Source organism: Sphingomonas sp. 22176 (genome assembly GCF_052045505.1).
Classification (GTDB): domain Bacteria; phylum Pseudomonadota; class Alphaproteobacteria; order Sphingomonadales; family Sphingomonadaceae; genus Sphingomonas.
Genome location: NZ_JBQEPL010000005.1, coordinates 71,422 through 87,291 on the forward strand (window position 1 = coordinate 71,422; position 15,870 = coordinate 87,291).

Annotated in this window: 15 protein-coding genes; 11 read left to right on the forward strand and 4 right to left on the reverse strand. The window is 67.7% G+C overall.

Features of this window, described 5'->3' with window-relative positions:
* The first annotated feature begins 24 nt into the window (after nt 1-24).
* Genes ACTJKY_RS16330 through ACTJKY_RS16350 form a run of 5 tightly spaced genes read left to right on the forward strand, consistent with a single transcriptional unit; the run spans nt 25 to nt 4,136 of the window.
* On the forward strand, nt 25-897 hold the full coding sequence (locus ACTJKY_RS16330; protein ID WP_440847172.1) for a DUF1932 domain-containing protein: 873 nt from the start codon (nt 25-27) through the stop codon (nt 895-897).
* A complete protein-coding gene (locus tag ACTJKY_RS16335; RefSeq protein ID WP_440847173.1) occupies nt 894-1,919 on the forward strand; it encodes an amidohydrolase family protein in 1,026 nt (341 codons plus the stop codon). Before ACTJKY_RS16330 ends, ACTJKY_RS16335 begins: the two co-directional genes overlap by 4 nt.
* Nucleotides 1,916-2,326 carry a protocatechuate 4,5-dioxygenase subunit alpha gene (gene ligA / locus ACTJKY_RS16340; RefSeq protein ID WP_440847174.1) on the forward strand — a complete coding sequence of 137 codons (411 nt, stop codon included), beginning with the start codon at nt 1,916-1,918 and terminating at the stop codon, nt 2,324-2,326. Before ACTJKY_RS16335 ends, ligA begins: the two co-directional genes overlap by 4 nt.
* Nucleotides 2,326-3,171 carry a class III extradiol dioxygenase subunit beta gene (locus ACTJKY_RS16345; RefSeq protein ID WP_440847175.1) on the forward strand — a complete coding sequence of 282 codons (846 nt, stop codon included), beginning with the start codon at nt 2,326-2,328 and terminating at the stop codon, nt 3,169-3,171. Before ligA ends, ACTJKY_RS16345 begins: the two co-directional genes overlap by 1 nt.
* A 23-nt stretch (nt 3,172-3,194) precedes the next feature.
* Nucleotides 3,195-4,136, forward strand: a complete 942-nt coding sequence (locus ACTJKY_RS16350) for a Gfo/Idh/MocA family oxidoreductase (protein WP_440847176.1) — start codon at nt 3,195-3,197, stop codon at nt 4,134-4,136.
* Here ACTJKY_RS16350 and ACTJKY_RS16355 read toward each other — a convergent pair.
* Nucleotides 4,133-5,014: a helix-turn-helix domain-containing protein gene (locus tag ACTJKY_RS16355; RefSeq protein ID WP_440847177.1), complete on the reverse strand. Its 882-nt coding sequence runs from the start codon at nt 5,012-5,014 to the stop codon at nt 4,133-4,135. The genes ACTJKY_RS16350 and ACTJKY_RS16355 overlap by 4 nt on opposite strands.
* A gap of 115 nt (nt 5,015-5,129) precedes the next feature.
* Here ACTJKY_RS16355 and pobA point away from each other — a divergent pair, with 115 nt between their 5' ends.
* Nucleotides 5,130-6,305, forward strand: a complete 1,176-nt coding sequence (gene pobA / locus ACTJKY_RS16360; RefSeq protein ID WP_440847178.1) for a 4-hydroxybenzoate 3-monooxygenase — start codon at nt 5,130-5,132, stop codon at nt 6,303-6,305.
* Complete coding sequence (locus ACTJKY_RS16365) at nt 6,302-7,312, forward strand: aldo/keto reductase (protein ID WP_440847179.1); 1,011 nt, start codon at nt 6,302-6,304, stop codon at nt 7,310-7,312. Before pobA ends, ACTJKY_RS16365 begins: the two co-directional genes overlap by 4 nt.
* A 16-nt stretch (nt 7,313-7,328) precedes the next feature.
* On the opposite strand, the gene ACTJKY_RS16370 is transcribed toward ACTJKY_RS16365, so the two are convergent.
* Nucleotides 7,329-8,795, reverse strand: coding sequence for a DHA2 family efflux MFS transporter permease subunit (locus ACTJKY_RS16370; protein ID WP_440847180.1), 1,467 nt, complete (start codon nt 8,793-8,795; stop codon nt 7,329-7,331).
* 63 nt (nt 8,796-8,858) lie between these two features.
* Complete coding sequence (locus ACTJKY_RS16375) at nt 8,859-8,996, reverse strand: hypothetical protein (protein WP_440847181.1); 138 nt, start codon at nt 8,994-8,996, stop codon at nt 8,859-8,861.
* A gap of 433 nt (nt 8,997-9,429) precedes the next feature.
* Here ACTJKY_RS16375 and ACTJKY_RS16380 point away from each other — a divergent pair, with 433 nt between their 5' ends.
* Nucleotides 9,430-11,127 (forward strand): glutamate--tRNA ligase, encoded by a 1,698-nt coding sequence (locus ACTJKY_RS16380; RefSeq protein ID WP_440847182.1) that lies wholly within the window; start codon nt 9,430-9,432, stop codon nt 11,125-11,127.
* Nucleotides 11,128-11,138: 11 nt separating this feature from the next.
* On the opposite strand, the gene ACTJKY_RS16385 is transcribed toward ACTJKY_RS16380, so the two are convergent.
* The gene (locus tag ACTJKY_RS16385; RefSeq protein ID WP_440847183.1) at nt 11,139-12,260 is read right to left on the reverse strand and encodes an FAD-dependent monooxygenase; all 1,122 of its coding nucleotides are present in this window, start codon (nt 12,258-12,260) and stop codon (nt 11,139-11,141) included.
* 76 nt (nt 12,261-12,336) lie between these two features.
* Here ACTJKY_RS16385 and ACTJKY_RS16390 point away from each other — a divergent pair, with 76 nt between their 5' ends.
* The 3 genes from ACTJKY_RS16390 to ACTJKY_RS16400 all read left to right on the forward strand — a co-directional run bounded on the left by ACTJKY_RS16390 (nt 12,337) and on the right by ACTJKY_RS16400 (nt 15,870).
* On the forward strand, nt 12,337-12,987 hold the full coding sequence (locus ACTJKY_RS16390; RefSeq protein WP_440847184.1) for a TetR/AcrR family transcriptional regulator: 651 nt from the start codon (nt 12,337-12,339) through the stop codon (nt 12,985-12,987).
* Nucleotides 12,988-13,035: 48 nt separating this feature from the next.
* Nucleotides 13,036-13,452, forward strand: coding sequence for a hypothetical protein (locus ACTJKY_RS16395; protein WP_440847185.1), 417 nt, complete (start codon nt 13,036-13,038; stop codon nt 13,450-13,452).
* A 63-nt stretch (nt 13,453-13,515) separates the two neighbouring features.
* Nucleotides 13,516-15,870, forward strand: coding sequence for a TonB-dependent receptor family protein (locus ACTJKY_RS16400; RefSeq protein ID WP_440847186.1), 2,355 nt, complete (start codon nt 13,516-13,518; stop codon nt 15,868-15,870).

A 15,870-nucleotide genomic window follows, 5' to 3' on the forward strand; every position in this document is an offset into this window, starting at 1 on the left:
GCCTGGCTCGGCCATGCCGGGGCCATGCAAGACAGGATCGCCCTGATCGGCTTTGGAGAGGCGGGTTCGACCTTCGCCCGTGCAGGCGGCTGGGAAGCCGACGCACGCGTGTTCGACCGCAAGACCGGTGGCCCCGATGCCGCCGCGATGCGCGCGCGCTATGCCGAGGCAGGCGTCGACGGCGCAGCGACGCTGGCCGAGGCGCTGGCCGACCGTCCGCTGGTCCTCTCCCTCGTCACCGCCGACCAGGCGCTCGCCGTGGCGCAAGCCGCCGCGCCGCATCTGGCCCCCGGTGCGCTCTATTGCGACGGCAACAGCGTCGCGCCGCAGACCAAGCAGGCCGCCGCGCGCGCGGTGGAGGCGGCGGGCGCGCACTATGTCGACCTCGCCATCCTCGCGCCCGTTGATCCCGCCCGCCTTGCCGTCCCGCTGCTGCTGAGCGGAGCGCAGGCAGAGGCAGCGGCGACCATGCTTGCCGCACTCGGTTTTCAGAACATCGACATCGTCGGCGATCCCGTCGGCCGCGCCTCGTCGATCAAGATGATCCGGTCCGTGATGGTGAAGGGCATCGAGGCGCTGACCGCCGAATGCATGCTCGCGGCCGAGGCGGCGGGGGTGCGCGACGCGGTGCTCGCCTCGCTCGACGCCAGCGAGCGCCCGCGGCCCTGGGAAGCGCGCGCCGACTATAATTTCGACCGCATGCTGATCCACGGGCTGCGCCGCGCCGCCGAGATGGAGGAAGTGGTCAAGACGCTGGAGGCCCTGGGCACCGGCGCCGCCATGACCCGCGGCACGGTCGAGCGCCAGCGCGCGCTCGGCACGCTCGGGCTGGGCACGCCGCCGCAAGGCCTCGCGCCCAAGCTCGCCGCGATCGAGGAGAGGACGAAATCCCAATGACGATGATCATCGATTGCCACGGCCATTATACCGTGCTGCCCAAGGCCCACGACGCCTGGCGCGAGGCGCAGAAGGCCGCTTTCAAGGCGGGCGAGACTCCGCCGCCATACCCGCACATCAGCGACGATGAGATCCGCGAGACGATCGAGGCCAACCAACTGCGCCTGATCCAGGAGCGCGGCGCTGACCTGACGATCTTCTCCCCCCGCGCCTCGGCGATGGCCCCGCATGTCGGCGACGAGGGCGTAGCGAAGGAATGGGCGAGGCGCTGCAACGACCTGATCGCGCGCGTGGTCGGCCTGTTCCCCGAAACCTTTGTCGGCGTGTGCATGCTGCCGCAGAGCCCCAAGGCCGATATGCAGGGCTCGATCGAGGAGCTGGAGCGCTGCGTCACCGAGCTTGGCTTCATCGGCTGCAACCTCAATCCCGATCCGGGTGGCGGCCACTTCACCCACCCGCCGCTGACGGATCACTATTGGTATCCCTTTTACGAGAAGATGGTCGAGCTCGACGTGCCGGCGATGATCCACGTCTCGGGCAGCTGCAATCCGGCAATGCACGCGACCGGCGGCTATTATATCGCCGCGGATACGATTGCCTTCATGCAGCTGCTGGAAGGCGATCTGTTCAAGGATTTCCCGACGCTGCGCTTCATCATTCCCCATGGCGGCGGCGCGGTGCCTTATCACTGGGGGCGCTATCGGGGCCTGGCGGACATGCTCAAGAAGCCGTCGCTTGACGAGCATCTGATGCACAACATCTTCTTCGATACCTGCGTCTATCACCAGCCCGGCATCAACCTGCTGGCCGATGTGATTGACAAGAAGAACATCCTGTTCGGCTCGGAAATGGTCGGCGCGGTGCGCGGGATCGATCCGACGACGGGGCAGTATTTCGACGACACCAAGCGCTATGTCGACGCGCTTGCGCTGCCCGAGGCGGAACGCCATGCGATCTTCGAGGGCAATGCCCGCCGCGTCTTCCCGCGGCTCGACGCCAGGCTGAAGGCGCGCGGGCTGTGAGCGGCGCCCGCGACATCCACGCCTATCTGGCGGAGTTCGACGACATTCCCGGCACCCGCGTCTACACCGCGGCGCGGGCACGCCAGGGCTATTGGATGAACCAGTTCGCGATGAGCCTGATGACGGCGGAAAATCGCGAAAAGTTCAAGGCCGACGAGCGCGCCTATCTCGACGCTTGGCCGCTGAGCGAGGATCAGAAGCAGGCGCTGCTCGACCGCGACTATAACCGCTGCCTCGATCTGGGCGGCAACATCTATTTCCTCGCCAAGCTCTTCTCCACCGACGGCCTCAGCTTCCTGCAGGCGGTGGGCACGATGACGGGGATGCGCCCTGAGGACTATCAGGCGATGATGGTCGCCGGCGGCCGTAGCCCGCAGGGCGTCCGCTCGATCCGGGAGAAGCGTTGATGGCACGGATTACCGCAGGCGTGGCGACCAGCCACGTTCCCGCGATCGGCGCGGCGCTCGATCTCGGCAAGACCGCCGAGCCCTATTGGCAGCCGGTGTTCGCCGGCTACGACTGGTCGAAGCAATGGATCGCGGGCGAGAAGCCCGATGTCGTCATCCTGGTCTATAACGACCATGCCTCGGCGTTCGACATGCGGATCATCCCCACTTTCGCGATCGGGTGCGCCGAGCGCTACGGCATCTGCGATGAGGGCTGGGGCCCACGCCCGGTGCCGGACGTGATCGGCCATCCCGATCTCGCCTGGCATATCGCGCAAAGCTGCATTCTCGACGAGTTCGACCTGACCATCGTCAACGAGATGCAGGTCGATCACGGCCTCACCGTGCCGCTGAGCCTGATGTTCGGCCAGCCCGAGGCGTGGCCGGTCCAGGTGGTGCCGCTGGCGGTGAACGTCGTCACCTATCCGCCGCCTTCGGGCAATCGCTGCTGGCTGCTCGGCGAGGCGATCGCGCGGGCGGTGGAAAGCTATCCCGGGGACCTCAACGTGCAGGTCTGGGGCACCGGCGGCATGAGCCACCAGCTCCAGGGGCCCCGCGCCGGGCTGATCAATGCCGAATGGGACAATCGCTTCCTCGATATGATGAGCGGGCCGCATGGCGACGAACTCCGCGCCATTCCGCATATCGAATATCTGCGCGAGACCGGGTCCGAGGGGATCGAGATGGTGATGTGGCTGATCATGCGCGGCGCGCTGGGGCGCGACGTGCGGGCGCTGCACCGCCATTACCACGTGCCGGCTTCCAACACCGCGGTCGGGCATCTCGTGCTCGAACCCGTCCGCTGATCCAAGACTTACAGGAGAACTCCATGCGTATTGCCCTGGCCGGTGCCGGCGCGTTCGGCGAAAAGCATCTCGACGGCCTGCAGAAGATCGACGGCGTCGAGATCACCTCGATCATCAGCCGCACTGCCGAGCAGGCTGCCGCCGTCGCCGCGAAATACGGCGCCAAGCATCATTCGACCGAGCTGGCCGATGCGCTGGCCCGCGACGATGTCGATGCGGTGATCCTCTGCACGCCCACCCAGATGCATGCCGAACAGGCGATCGCCTGCATGAATGCCGGCAAGCACGTCCAGGTCGAGATTCCGCTGGCGGACAGCTGGGCGGATTCGCAGGCGGTACTTGCCAAGCAGCAGGAAACCGGGCTGGTCTGCATGGTCGGCCACACCCGCCGCTTCAATCCCAGCCACCAATGGGTCCACAACCGCATTACCGCGGGCGAGATCGCCGTCCAGCAGATGGACGTGCAGACCTATTTCTTCCGTCGCAAGAACATGAACGCCAAGGGCCAGCCGCGCAGCTGGACCGACCATCTGCTGTGGCACCACGCCGCGCATACGGTGGACCTGTTCGCCTATCAGGCGGGCAAGATCGTCCAGGCAAACGCGGTGCAGGGGCCGATCCACCCCGAGCTGGGCATCGCCATGGACATGTCGATCCAGCTGAAGAGCGAGAGCGGCGCGATCTGCACCCTGTCGCTCAGCTTCAACAATGACGGGCCGCTGGGGACGTTCTTCCGCTATATCTGCGACAACGGGACGTACATTGCCCGCTACGACGATCTGGTGGACGGCAAGGAAGCGCCGATCGACGTCAGCAAGGTCGATGTGTCGATGAACGGCATCGAGCTGCAGGACCGCGAGTTCATCGCCGCAATCCGCGAGGGGCGCGAGCCGAACAGCTCGGTGGCCAAGGTGTTCGATTGCTACCGCGTGCTCGGCGAGCTGGAAGCGCAGCTGGCGGGCTAAGCCTTCGTCGCCGCGCGCTCGCGAAAGCCGCGCGGCGACACCCCCACATGCCGCGCGAAGAAGCGCGAGAAATAGGCCGGATCCTCGAAGCCGACGGCATCGGCGATCTCGGCGACCGAGAGGTTCGAATAGAGCAGCAGCCGCCGCGCCTCGAGCAGCGCGCGGGCATCCAGCATCGCCGCCGGGCTGCTGTCGGCAACCCGCGCGCAGGCCAGCCGCAGCGCGGTGACGCTCACGCCCAGGGCCCGGGCGTGGACCCCCACCGGCTCGCGGAAGCGGAAGCGCGCCTCGATCCGCGCCCGCAGCCGGGCGACGACCTCGGCCTCGCGCCGGCTGCCCGCACCGCCGCCGTCCGCCGGCCGCGTGTGGCGCAGACTGCGGACCAGGATGGCAAGCAGCGCGGCCTCCACGGCGGCCCGCTGCCCGGGCGCGGACCAGTTCAGCTCCTGCCGGATCTCGTCGAGCAGTGTCGCAATGCCGCCGCCTTCCGCCGGGCCCAGGCTGAGCGCCTTGGGGGTGCGGAATAGCGCCTCCAGCGCCGCGTCCCGGGTCGCCAGCTGCGCGAAATAGGCGTCGGCGATCGTGCAGACCCAGCCGCGGGATTCCGAATGCCAGGTGAAGCCATGGACGATGCCCGCGGGCACCAGCAGCAGCGCGGGGGCGTCGAACCGGGCCGTGTCCGCCTCCGCGGTCATCGAGCCGCCGCCCTCCGCGATCAGGATCACATGGTGGAGATCGCGGTGGAGGTGCGGGCGAATCGTCCATTCACTCGGCCGTGAACGATCGTCCAGGCTTTCGACGTGCACAAAGCCCTCGGCGACGCTGCGCTGCGGTTCGCCGTAAAGATAAAAAGCAGGGACGGGACTGCGCTCGCGCATGCCCGAGCATTGCACGACCGGTTGAATCGTCCAAATAAAAGGTTGACCTCTCCCTCACGCCGACGGGGCGGGCGGGGCAGCATCACGTCCAACGAACAAGGATGGAGAGGCGCGGATGCGTACCCAGGTTGCGATCATCGGAGCGGGCCCCGCTGGGCTGCTGCTCGGCCATTTGCTGCGGGCGGAGGGGATCGAGGTCGTCGTCGTCGAGCGCGCCAGCCCGGACTATGTGCTCGGCCGCATCCGTGCCGGCGTGCTGGAACGCACCGCCACCATGTTGATGGAGCGGGTCGGTATCGCCGACCGCATGCAACGTGAGGGCCTGCCACATGACGGCTTCGCGCTGGCCGACGGCGACCGGCTGATCCGCATTCCCGTGACCGAGCTCACCGGCCACCATGTCCTGGTCTATGGCCAGACGGAACTCACCCGCGACCTGATGGACGCCGCCCCGGAACGCGGCCTGCAGGTCATCTATGAGGCCGCCGATGTCGCGCTGCACGATGTCGACAGCGATGCGCCCTATGTCACCTACATCAAGGACGGGCAGGGGCACCGGATCGACGCCGCCTTTATCTGCGGCTGCGACGGCTTCCACGGCCCCTCGCGTAAGGCGGTTCCGGCCAGCGTCGGCACCGCGTTCGAGAAGGTCTATCCGTTCGGCTGGCTCGGCATCCTGGCGGATGTGCCGCCCTGCCATCACGAACTGATCTACGCCAACCACGACCGCGGCTTCGCGCTTGCCTCGATGCGATCGGAGACGCGCAGCCGCTATTACATCCAGGTACCGCTCGACGAGAAGGTCGAGGATTGGCCCGACGAGCGGCTGTGGGACGAGCTGGCGGTGCGGCTGGGGCCCGAGGCGGCTGCGAACCTCACGCGCGGTCCGGCGCTGGAAAAGTCGATCGCTCCCCTGCGCTCCTACGTGTTCGAGCCGATGCGCCACGGCCGGCTGCTGCTCGCCGGCGACAGCGCGCACATCGTGCCGCCCACCGGCGCCAAGGGGCTCAACCTCGCCGCGTCGGACGTGCACTATCTCTCGGAGGCGCTGGTCGGCCACTTCAAGCGCGGCGATCACGACGCGATCGGCGGATATTCGCAAAAGGCGCTCGCCAGGGTCTGGAAATCCGAGCGCTTCTCGTGGCAACTGACCAAGCTGATGCATCGTTTCCCCGAAAGCGATGCGTTCGATCGCCGGATGCAGCTGGCCGACCTGGACTATATCGCCACGTCGCGCGCGGCCCAGACGACGATCGCCGAAAACTATGTAGGATTGCCGCTCTCACCATGACGACGCTGCCCACCCGCCAGATTGGCCCCTTGACCGTCTCGGCGATCGGACTCGGCTGCATGAAACTCAGCCACGCCTATCTGCCGCGGCCCGACGCCGCCGAAGCGGAACGGCTGCTGCTCCACGCGCTGGATGCGGGGGTGACGTTCCTCGATACCGCCGCGCTCTACGGCTTCGGCGCCAATGAGGAACTGCTCGGCCGCACGGTGATGCATCGACGCGCCGAGTTCACGCTGGCGAGCAAGTGCGTGCTCGGCGGATCGGACGGCAAGCGCGGGATCGACGGCAGCCCGGCGGCGATCACCCGCACGCTGGAGGATTCGCTGCGCCGGCTGAACACCGATCATATCGACCTCTATTACATGCACCGGCTCGATCCGAACGTGCCGGTGGAAGAGTCGGTCGGCGCGCTCGCCCGCGCGGTGGAGGCGGGCAAGATCGGCGCGATCGGGCTCTCCGAAATGTCGGCGGCGACGCTGCGCCGCGCCCATGCAGTGCATCCCATCGCGGCGATGCAGACCGAATATTCGCCCTGGACGCGCAACCCGGAGATCGCCGTGCTCGATGCCTGCGCCGAGCTGGGCACGGGCTTCGTCGCCTTCTCGCCGGTCGCACGCGGGCTGCTGGCAGGCGGGGTCGCGGCCGAAGGCGTGCCGGAGGGTGACCTGCGCGGCGGGATGCCGCGTTTCCAGGGCGAGAATCTTGCGCGCAACCTGGAAATGGCCGCACGCTTCCGCGCGATTGCCGAAGCGGCTGGCTGCTCAATGGCGCAGCTCTGCATGGCCTGGCTGCTGTCCCGCCGCGACTTCATCGTCCCGATCCCCGGCACCACTCGGATCGACCATCTCGACGATCTGCTCGGCACCTTCGACCCTCCGGTTTCCGGCGACGCGCTGGCCGCCGTCGATGCCCTGTTCCCGCCCAATGCTGCTGCCGGACCACGCTATGCTCAGGCGGCGCAGGCGCAGGTGGATACCGAGGTGTGGGAAGGCGAGGCCCTGGCGTGAGTCGGCCGCCCGCTCGCTAGGCCTTGCCGCGATGGCCGCTCATCGCGGCACCCGCGTCGTGGGCAAAACGCCGGTTCCAGAACAGCGCCGAGGCCGAGATCCCGGCGACGATCACGAAGGCCAGCGAGAAGTCGCCGAGGTGGAGCTGCGTGCGCTCCGCCAGCCGCGGCCCCAGCTCGAGCGCAGTCGCGGCAATGCAGATGCCGAGCGACAGGGTCAGCTGCTGGAAGGTGGCGTAGAGGCTGGTCGCCGCGCTCATCTCCTCCTTCTCGACATCGGCATAGGCAATCGCATTGTAGCCGGTGAACTGGAACGAGGTGAAGAAGCCCGATAGCGCCAACACGGCGATCATCGCCGGCACCGGCCAATCGGGGCGGAATAGCGCACAGCTGGCATAGCCAAGGCTGCTCACCACGCCGGAGACGATCAGACTGTCGCGGAAGCCCCAGCGGCGCAGGACGCGCGGCGCTAGCGCCTTCATCGCCAGCGCGCCGATCGCGCCGACCATGGTGATCGTGCCCGTGGTCGCGGCGGAGAAGCCGAAGCCGATCTGGAACATCAGCGGCAGCAGGAAGGGCTGGGCGCCCTGGGTGATGCGGGTGAGCGAGCCGGCGATGGTTGATAGTCGAAAGGTGTCGATCCGCATCAGTCGCGGATCGAGGATCGGGTCGCGGGTGCGCCGCGCGTGCCGGACATAGCCGAGCCCGAAGACCAGCCCGATGCCGAGCAGCGCCAGGGCCACCCGGCCGGTGCCGGGGCGGCTCGACAGCTCGAAGCCGAACAACAAGCAGCCCAGCGCCACGCCGGAGAGGAAGAAGCCGCTGGTATCGAACCGCGGACGGTCGTCGCCGCGGATCTCGGGCACCAGCAGAAGTGCGCCGATGATGCCGGCGATACCGATCGGCAGGTTGAGGTAGAAAATCCAGCGCCAGTCGAGCCAGGTGACGATGAAGCCGCCCAGCGGCGGCCCCAGGATCGGCCCGATCAGCGCGGGCATCACCAGCCAGGACAGCGCCTGGACCATGTCTTCCTTGGCGACGCTGCGCAGTAGCACCAGCCGGCCGACCGGGACCATCATCGCGCCGCCGATCCCCTGCAGGAAACGGGCGGCGACGAGCATCGGCAGCGTGCCCGCCTGCGCGCAGAGGATGGAGCCGGCGAGGAAGATGGCGATCGCCGCGCAGAAGATGGTGCGCGATCCGAAGCGGTCGGCCAGCGTACCGCTCGCCGGGATGAACAGGGCGAGGGCCAGCAGATAGCTGGTCAGCGCGAGGCTGAGGCTGGTGGCGGAGGTGCCGAGGTCGCGCGCCATCGTCGGCAGTGCGACGGTGAGCACGGTGCCGTCGAGCTGCTGCATGAACAAGGCGGCAGCGACGACCAGCGCGATCGCGCGATAGCCGCTGCCGCTGCCGGGCGCGGTCTTGACCGGGGTCGTGACTGCTTCGACGGCAGGCGCGAGGCCGTCACCGACATCGGCGCTCATCGAGGCCAGATTACGTCGTCTCCACCGCATGCCGTTCCACGCATCCTTCCGTTGTCCTGCGCATCAAAAAGCGATCTGCGCGCGACCGACGACGCTCTGGCCGTGATCGTTGACGACCACGCCCTTGGCGTCCGGACTGACAATCGTCCAGTCGATCGCGTTCAGCTGCAATCGCACGAAATTGGTGAGATACCCGTTCATCCCCAACGTCGCCGCCGTGCCGCGCCGGGCGCGACGCTGCGGATCGCGCGCATCACGTCGCCGGCCATCTTTTCCTGGAAGCCCCATCGGCCGAGATGGACCGGCCAGCCCTCGGTCTTGACCGGGTTGCAATAGGCGCCGGCTACGACAAGTTGAGGCGTTCGGCGGCACGCAGAAAGCTCTTGCCGTCCGCTACTGCGACGAGCGCGCGCAGATCGATCAACTCGCAGTTAAACGGAGGCATTCCGCGTCGCTACCACAGCAGGCCGGGCCTGACGAGCCTGCAGAGCCGGGCGCAACGGCTTGCCGGCGGTAGTTGCTGGCACCCTGGGTACTTCCCGTTTGGGGGAGAAGGCGATAGGAGGCGATGTCGACGCCGGCCGCTGAGCGAGCGATCTGGCGACCCAACCGAATTCCTTGAAAGTTGCTCCGCGTGTCATCGACCACCGATCAGAATACCGAAACTGCGCTTCCCCTCGACGTGCTGACGCCGTCGGCCACGCTGTCGATGGACGAGATCCACCAGCGCTATCCGGCGCGGTCGCTGCCCGAAGGCGCGCGCGTGACGCGCTTCGGCCCGAGCCCGACCGGCTTCATCCATATCGGCGGCCTCTATGTGTCGCTGATCTCGGAGCGCACCGCGCACCAGTCGGGCGGGCTGTTCTACCTGCGCATCGAGGATACCGATCGCAAGCGCGAGGTGCCCGGTGCCGTCGAGCTGATCCTCGGGGCGCTCAACGACTTCGGCATTGCGTTCGACGAAGGCCCCTCGCTGGCCGGCACCGAGACCGGCGCCTATGGGCCGTATCGCCAGAGCGAGCGGCAGGAACTCTACCAGAGCGTCGTCCGCGACTTGCTCGTGCGCGGCCATGCCTATGCCTGCTTCGCCACGCCTGAGGAACTCGAGGCGATGCGCACCGAGCAAAACCTGCGCAAGATCCCGCCCGGCTATTATGGCAGCTGGGCGATCTGGCGGAACCGCAGCCTTGAGGACGTCCAGGCGGCGCTCGCCGAAGGCCGCAGCTTCGTCATCCGGCTCAAGGCGCCGGCGGCGGAGGGCAATGGCCGCGTCGAGCTGCCCGATCTGATCCGCGGCAAGCTCAACGTGCCGGCGAACAACCAGGACATCGTGCTGCTCAAGGCAGACGGACTGCCGACCTACCATCTCGCGCATGTCGTCGACGATCACCTGATGGGCACCACCGACGTGATCCGCGGCGACGAGTGGCTCTCGTCTTATCCAGTGCACGCCCAGCTGTTCGACCTGCTCGGCTGGCAGCGGCCGCGCTATGCGCATATCGCGCCGATCGAGAAGAATGTCGGCTCCTCGCGCCGCAAGCTCAGCAAGCGCCACGATCCGGAAGCGGCGGTCGACTGGTATTCGGTCGAAGGCTATCCGCGCCAGGCGGTGATCGAGTATCTGCTCAACCTCGCCGACGGCAAGTTCGAGGACTGGCGCAAGGCCAATCCGACCGCGGATTCGGAGAGCTTCCCGCTCCAGGTCGAGCGTCTCAACCGCAGCGGCGCGCTATTTGACCTGGTCAAGCTGTCGAGCATCAGCCGCGAGGTGATCGGTGCGATGACCGCGGCGCAGGTCTATGACGCGGCGCTGGCCTGGGCGCAGGTTCATGACCAGCCCTTCGCCGAGCGGCTCGCCGCGCATGCCGACTATGTCCGGGCGATCCTGAACATCGAGCGCGGCGCGGCGCGGGCGCGCAAGGACATCGTCAAATGGTCGGACGTGCCGAACGACACCGGCTATTTCTTCGACGATCTCTTCGTGCCGCGCGACGAGGCCAACCAGCCGCTGTGGGATGCGCTCGCGCCCGGCCTTGCCGCAATCCTGCGCGAAGTGGCGGAGGGCTTCGACCCGGCGGTCGATCGCGATGCGTGGCTCGACTGGGTCCGCGCGATCGGCGAGAATCATGGCTATGCCGCCAACGGCAAGGCGTACAAGGCCGAGCCGGAGCGCTATCAGGGCCAGTTTAGCGCCATTGCCGGTGCGCTGCGCCTGGCGCTGGCGGGCAAGCCCAACACGCCCGACCTGTTCGAGGTGATGTCCGTGATGGGGCCGGAGCGGGTGCGTGCCCGCCTGTCGGCCGCCGCTGCATGGATCGAGGGCAGGGGCTGAGCCCCCGCCCGCTACAGGGCGATCGTTCCTTCGCGTAGCTGGCGGTTGCGCGCCGCCAGTTCTGCGTCGTCGGCGGGGAACAGCATCGACATGCCGGTCGTCGCCGCCCGTTCCTGGACCTCCTCCACGAACGGGCGGAGGCCGGTTTCATACGCCTCGAAGGCGGCGACATGGTCGCCCGGGTGCCGGGCGAGCGCATCGGCCAGATGCGCCGCGCCGATCAGCGCCATCGATCCGCCCATGCCCGCTACCGGCGAGACGCAGTAGCCCGCGTCGCCGACCAGCGCGATCCTTCCCTTCGACCAGGTCTGCATGCGGATCTGGTTGGCCTGGTCGAAATAGAAATCGCCCTCGGCATCGACATGGGCGAGCATCGCCGGCACTTTCCAGCCGAGCCCGTCGAAGTGCTGGTGGATAAGGTCACGTTGCGCCGCCTTGTCACGAAAGTCATAGTCGATCGGCCGATCCGCGCGGAAGGCGAGGCAGATGTCGGTGCGGTCGGGATAGCCGTTGAGCATCGCGCCCTTGCCGGGGACGCTGAACAGCTGCGAGGTGTCGCCCGGCAGCAGCCCGGTCTCCGGCACCACGCGCAGGTAGAAATAGCCGCCCATGAAATAGGCGGCGGTCTCCGCATCGTCGAACACCAGCGCGCGGGTGTTGGAGCGATTGCCGTCGCAGCCGAACACCATCGCGTAGGTCTCCTCCACACCGTCGTCGAAGGTGACCGTCACCCCCGCAGGGCCTTCCGACAGCTGCCGGATCGAGCGGCCGAACCGCAGGTCGACCGCGCCGTCGACCGCCGCGAACAGGATGTCGAGCAGATCGTCGCGGTGGATCTCGTACCGCGCCTGCGCCGGATCCTGCTCGCCCGCTTCCGCGGGGAAGCCGCCGATCGTCGTGTCGTCCTCGTCCTTGAACGCGAAGCCGCGCGGCGGGAGCGCCTTCGCCATCACCGCGTCGAGCAGGCCCATGCGGGTGAGAATGTGGATCGTCTCGCCCATGATGTCGACCGGGGTGCCGCCGCGACGAAGGCCGGGCGCCAGCTCGACGACCGTCACCGCGTGGCCGAGCCGGGTCATCCAGAACGCCGTCGCGAGCCCGGCAAAGCTTGCACCACTGATCAAAACACGCATTGGATCGGCCACGAGAACCTCGCTAGGCATTGAAATATACCTAGTACATAAATATACTGAGTATAGAAAGCAAGCCATGCCCGATCCCGCCGTCGAACGCCGCACGCGCAAGCGGCAGATGACCCGCCAGGCGATTTCCGACGTCGCAACGCGGCTGTTCTTCGAGCGCGGCTTCGACCGGGTGACGATCGACGAGATCGCCCAGGCGGCGGACGTCGGCCGGATGACGGTGTTCAACCATTTCCCGCGCAAGGAAGACCTGTTCTTCGATCGAGAGGATGCCATCCGCGATGCCGCGCTTGCCGCCCTTCGCATGCGGGACAGGGCACGCTCTCCCGTAGAGGCGCTCCGTGCGCTGGCGCATCGGCTGATCGACACCCCCGATCCGACCTTCCCGCTGTTCGACGGCACCTGCCGCTTCGTCCAGACCGCGCTGGCCAGCGAGGCGCTGAAGGCGCGGGCGCGGCAGATGCGCGACGATTTCGTCCAGTTGCTGGCGGTGGCGCTGGTAGAGGATGCGGCGGCCCCCGAAAACGATCCGGACGCGCAGCTTGCCGCGGGGCTGATCGCGGCCACTTGGACGGTCGCGTTCATGGAAGCGCACAAGCGGTTCGCGGAAACTGAGGACCTCGACGCCGCCAACCGCCTCTTCCTGGCCCTGATCGACAAGGGCATGGCCGGGGTGGAGGCGGCGCTGGCCGGCACCGCCTATGCGGGTGCTGCATAGCCCTCACGTAGAACCGTTCGACAATCCGGGCTTGGCCGCGTAGGCACAATGCCCGTGTCCGTCCTGCGCCGCCTCCTGCTTGAGCATCGCCTGCTGTGCGGCTGCCTGATCGCGGCCGCGCTGCTGATGAAGGCGGTGCTGCCGGCCGGGTTCATGCCGATGCAGCGCGGCGGCACGATCGTGCTGGGCTTCTGCTCGGGATACGAGCCGACGCCCATGGCGATGCCGATGGCCATGCCGATGAAGGAAGACCGCTCGAGCCCCGACGAGCACCAGCCCAAGACTGAAATGCCGTGCGCCTTTGCCGGCCTGGCGATGCCCGGCCTTGCCGCGGTCGACCCGGCGCTGTTGGCGCTCGCGATCGCCTTCGTCCTCGAACGCGCGATCCGCACCGCGACGATCCTGCCCAGGATCGTCCGCGTCTATCTCCGGCCACCCCTGCGCGGGCCACCGCGCGCCGCCTGATCCCTCGTTACCTTTTCAAGCGTTCGCGCAGTTGCGCGGGCGCGCCCGGATCAGGAAGATTTCATGTCCAAGCACTTGTTTTCGGCGGCCGTTTCGGCCGTCCTTTGCGCATCTGCCGCGTCTGCGCAGACCCAGGACGACGCGCGCCGCGCCGAACTGCTCCGTCAGCGCGCGGCGATCGATGCCGAGCTGGCCAGGCTCGATGCCGCCGCGCCGAAGGCACAAGCGGCACCCGTGGCCGTTATGCCGCCCGGCACCGACGAGATCTTCGTCACCGGCAAGGCGCTGTCGCTGACCACGCAGGTCAGCGGCCAGACGGTGACCACCGTCGACGCTGCCGCCTTTCGCAACACGCCTGCGACCACGATCGCGGACATCGTTCGGCTGTCGCCCGGCATCGCCGTCACCCAGGGCAACGGACCGCGCGACGTCGGCGTCTCCGTCCGCGGCTCGAATGCGCGCAACGGCTTCGGCGCGCGCAATCTGCAGGTGTTCGAGGATGATTTCCCGGTCACCCAACCCGACGGTCTCGCCCGCTTCGACCTGACCGACCCGCATGCATATGGCGCGGTCGACGTGGTGCGCGGCCCTTCCTCCGCCCGATACGGCAATTACGCGCTGGGCGGGGCGGTCAACTTTCGCACGCGCTCGGGCCGCGAGATCCAGGGCGTCGAGGCCGGGTTTGACGCCGGCGGCGACGGCTATGCTAATCTCTACGCGACGATCGGCAACGCGACGGCGGGGCACGATATCGCCGTGTTCGGCAGCTATGTCCGCGGCGACGGCGCGACGGGGCATACCGGCTACGAGACCGGCACGCTCAACGCGCTCGCCAAGTTCGAGTTGGGCGACAGCGACCGGGTGGCGGTGAAGCTGATCTACAACGAAGGCGATTTCCGCCTGTCGACCCGGCTGTCGTACAACCAGTATCTCGCCAACCCCTATCAGCAGGGCTGCCGGGCGGCCGCGAGCGCCGCGCCGGGCTGCGGCACCATCTCGGTGCTGGTCAACGGCATCAACGGCGCGCGGATCGCGCAGACCGCGGACGAGGGCAATCTCGCCCGCAACGATCGTCGGACGATCATCGGTACCCGCTACGAGCATGATCTGGGCCCGAACACCACCTGGCGCACCCAGGCGACCTTCGACAGCCGCGTGGTCAACCAGCCGACCAGCGCGACGCCGTTCAAGGGCACGCTCGACAGCTACAACCTCACCTCGGACGTGACCCATCACGGCCGGATTGTTGGGATGGAGTCCACCAGCTTCGTGGGCGTGTTCTACAACTATCTCGATAATCAGAGCTACAGCTTCAACAAGACGCCTGCCGGCCGCAACGGCTTCGGCGCGCTGACCCAGACGGTGTTCGGCGACGTGCGGAACCTGGGGGTGCGCGCCCGCGAGGAGCTCCAGCTCACCGGCCGGCTGCAGGCGATCGCCGGGATCGGCGCCGAACGCTCGATCCTCGACGTCCGCCAGACCGCCTATACCTACCCGGTCGGCGCCAACCCGGTGCTCGCCTATATCCCCGCCGACCGCCACTTCACCAATGTCGCGCCCGAGGCGGCGCTGTTCTGGCAGGCGGTCGATGCGGTGCGGCTGCATGCACGGGTGGGCACGGGCTATGGCATCCCGCAGGCCGGCAATCTGTTCGTCACGGCCGCAGGGGTGGCTGGCAACAACGCCAGCCTCAAGGCGCAGCGCAACACCGGCGTCGACCTCGGCGCGGAGGTGGCGCTGGGCGGCAACTTCAAGGCCGAGCTGACCGGCTATTACGAGTGGTTCACCAACGAGCTGGTCAGCCAGTCGGCCGGGGTAAACCTGCTCGCCTATACCTCCAACGTGCCCCGCTCGGTGCATCGCGGCATCGAGCTGGGGGTGAGCTGGAAGCCGCTGCCGGGGCTGCTGCCCGGCGCCAAGCTCGATGCGAGCTACAGCTACAACGACCAATATTACACCGACTTCCAGGAGCGGCTGACCGCAGGCACCGTGTCCGCCGTGCTCGACCGCGATGGCAAGGCGATCCCGGGCGTGATCCCCCATTTCCTCAACGTGCGCGCCGGCTACGACCAGCCGGCAGGGCCGCTGCAGGGACTGGGGGGCTTCGCCGAGCTCGGCTATCGCGACCGCTTCTTCGTCGACAACAGCAACCTGCTGGCGATGCCCGCGGCGACCCTGGTCAACCTGAACCTCCACTACGACCCGCCCAAGGGAAGCGGGCCGCTGTCACGGCTCAGCTTCTACGCCTCGGTGCAGAACCTGTTCGACGTCACCACGGTGGGCGGCGCCTCGGTGATCGCCAACAGCCTGACCGCGACGGGCGCGGAAGTCTCGGCCGCGGTGCTCGCCAATACCACCGGCTCGGTCTACGCCGGGCAGCCGCGCACGGTCTATGCCGGCGTAAAGGCCCGGTTCTGA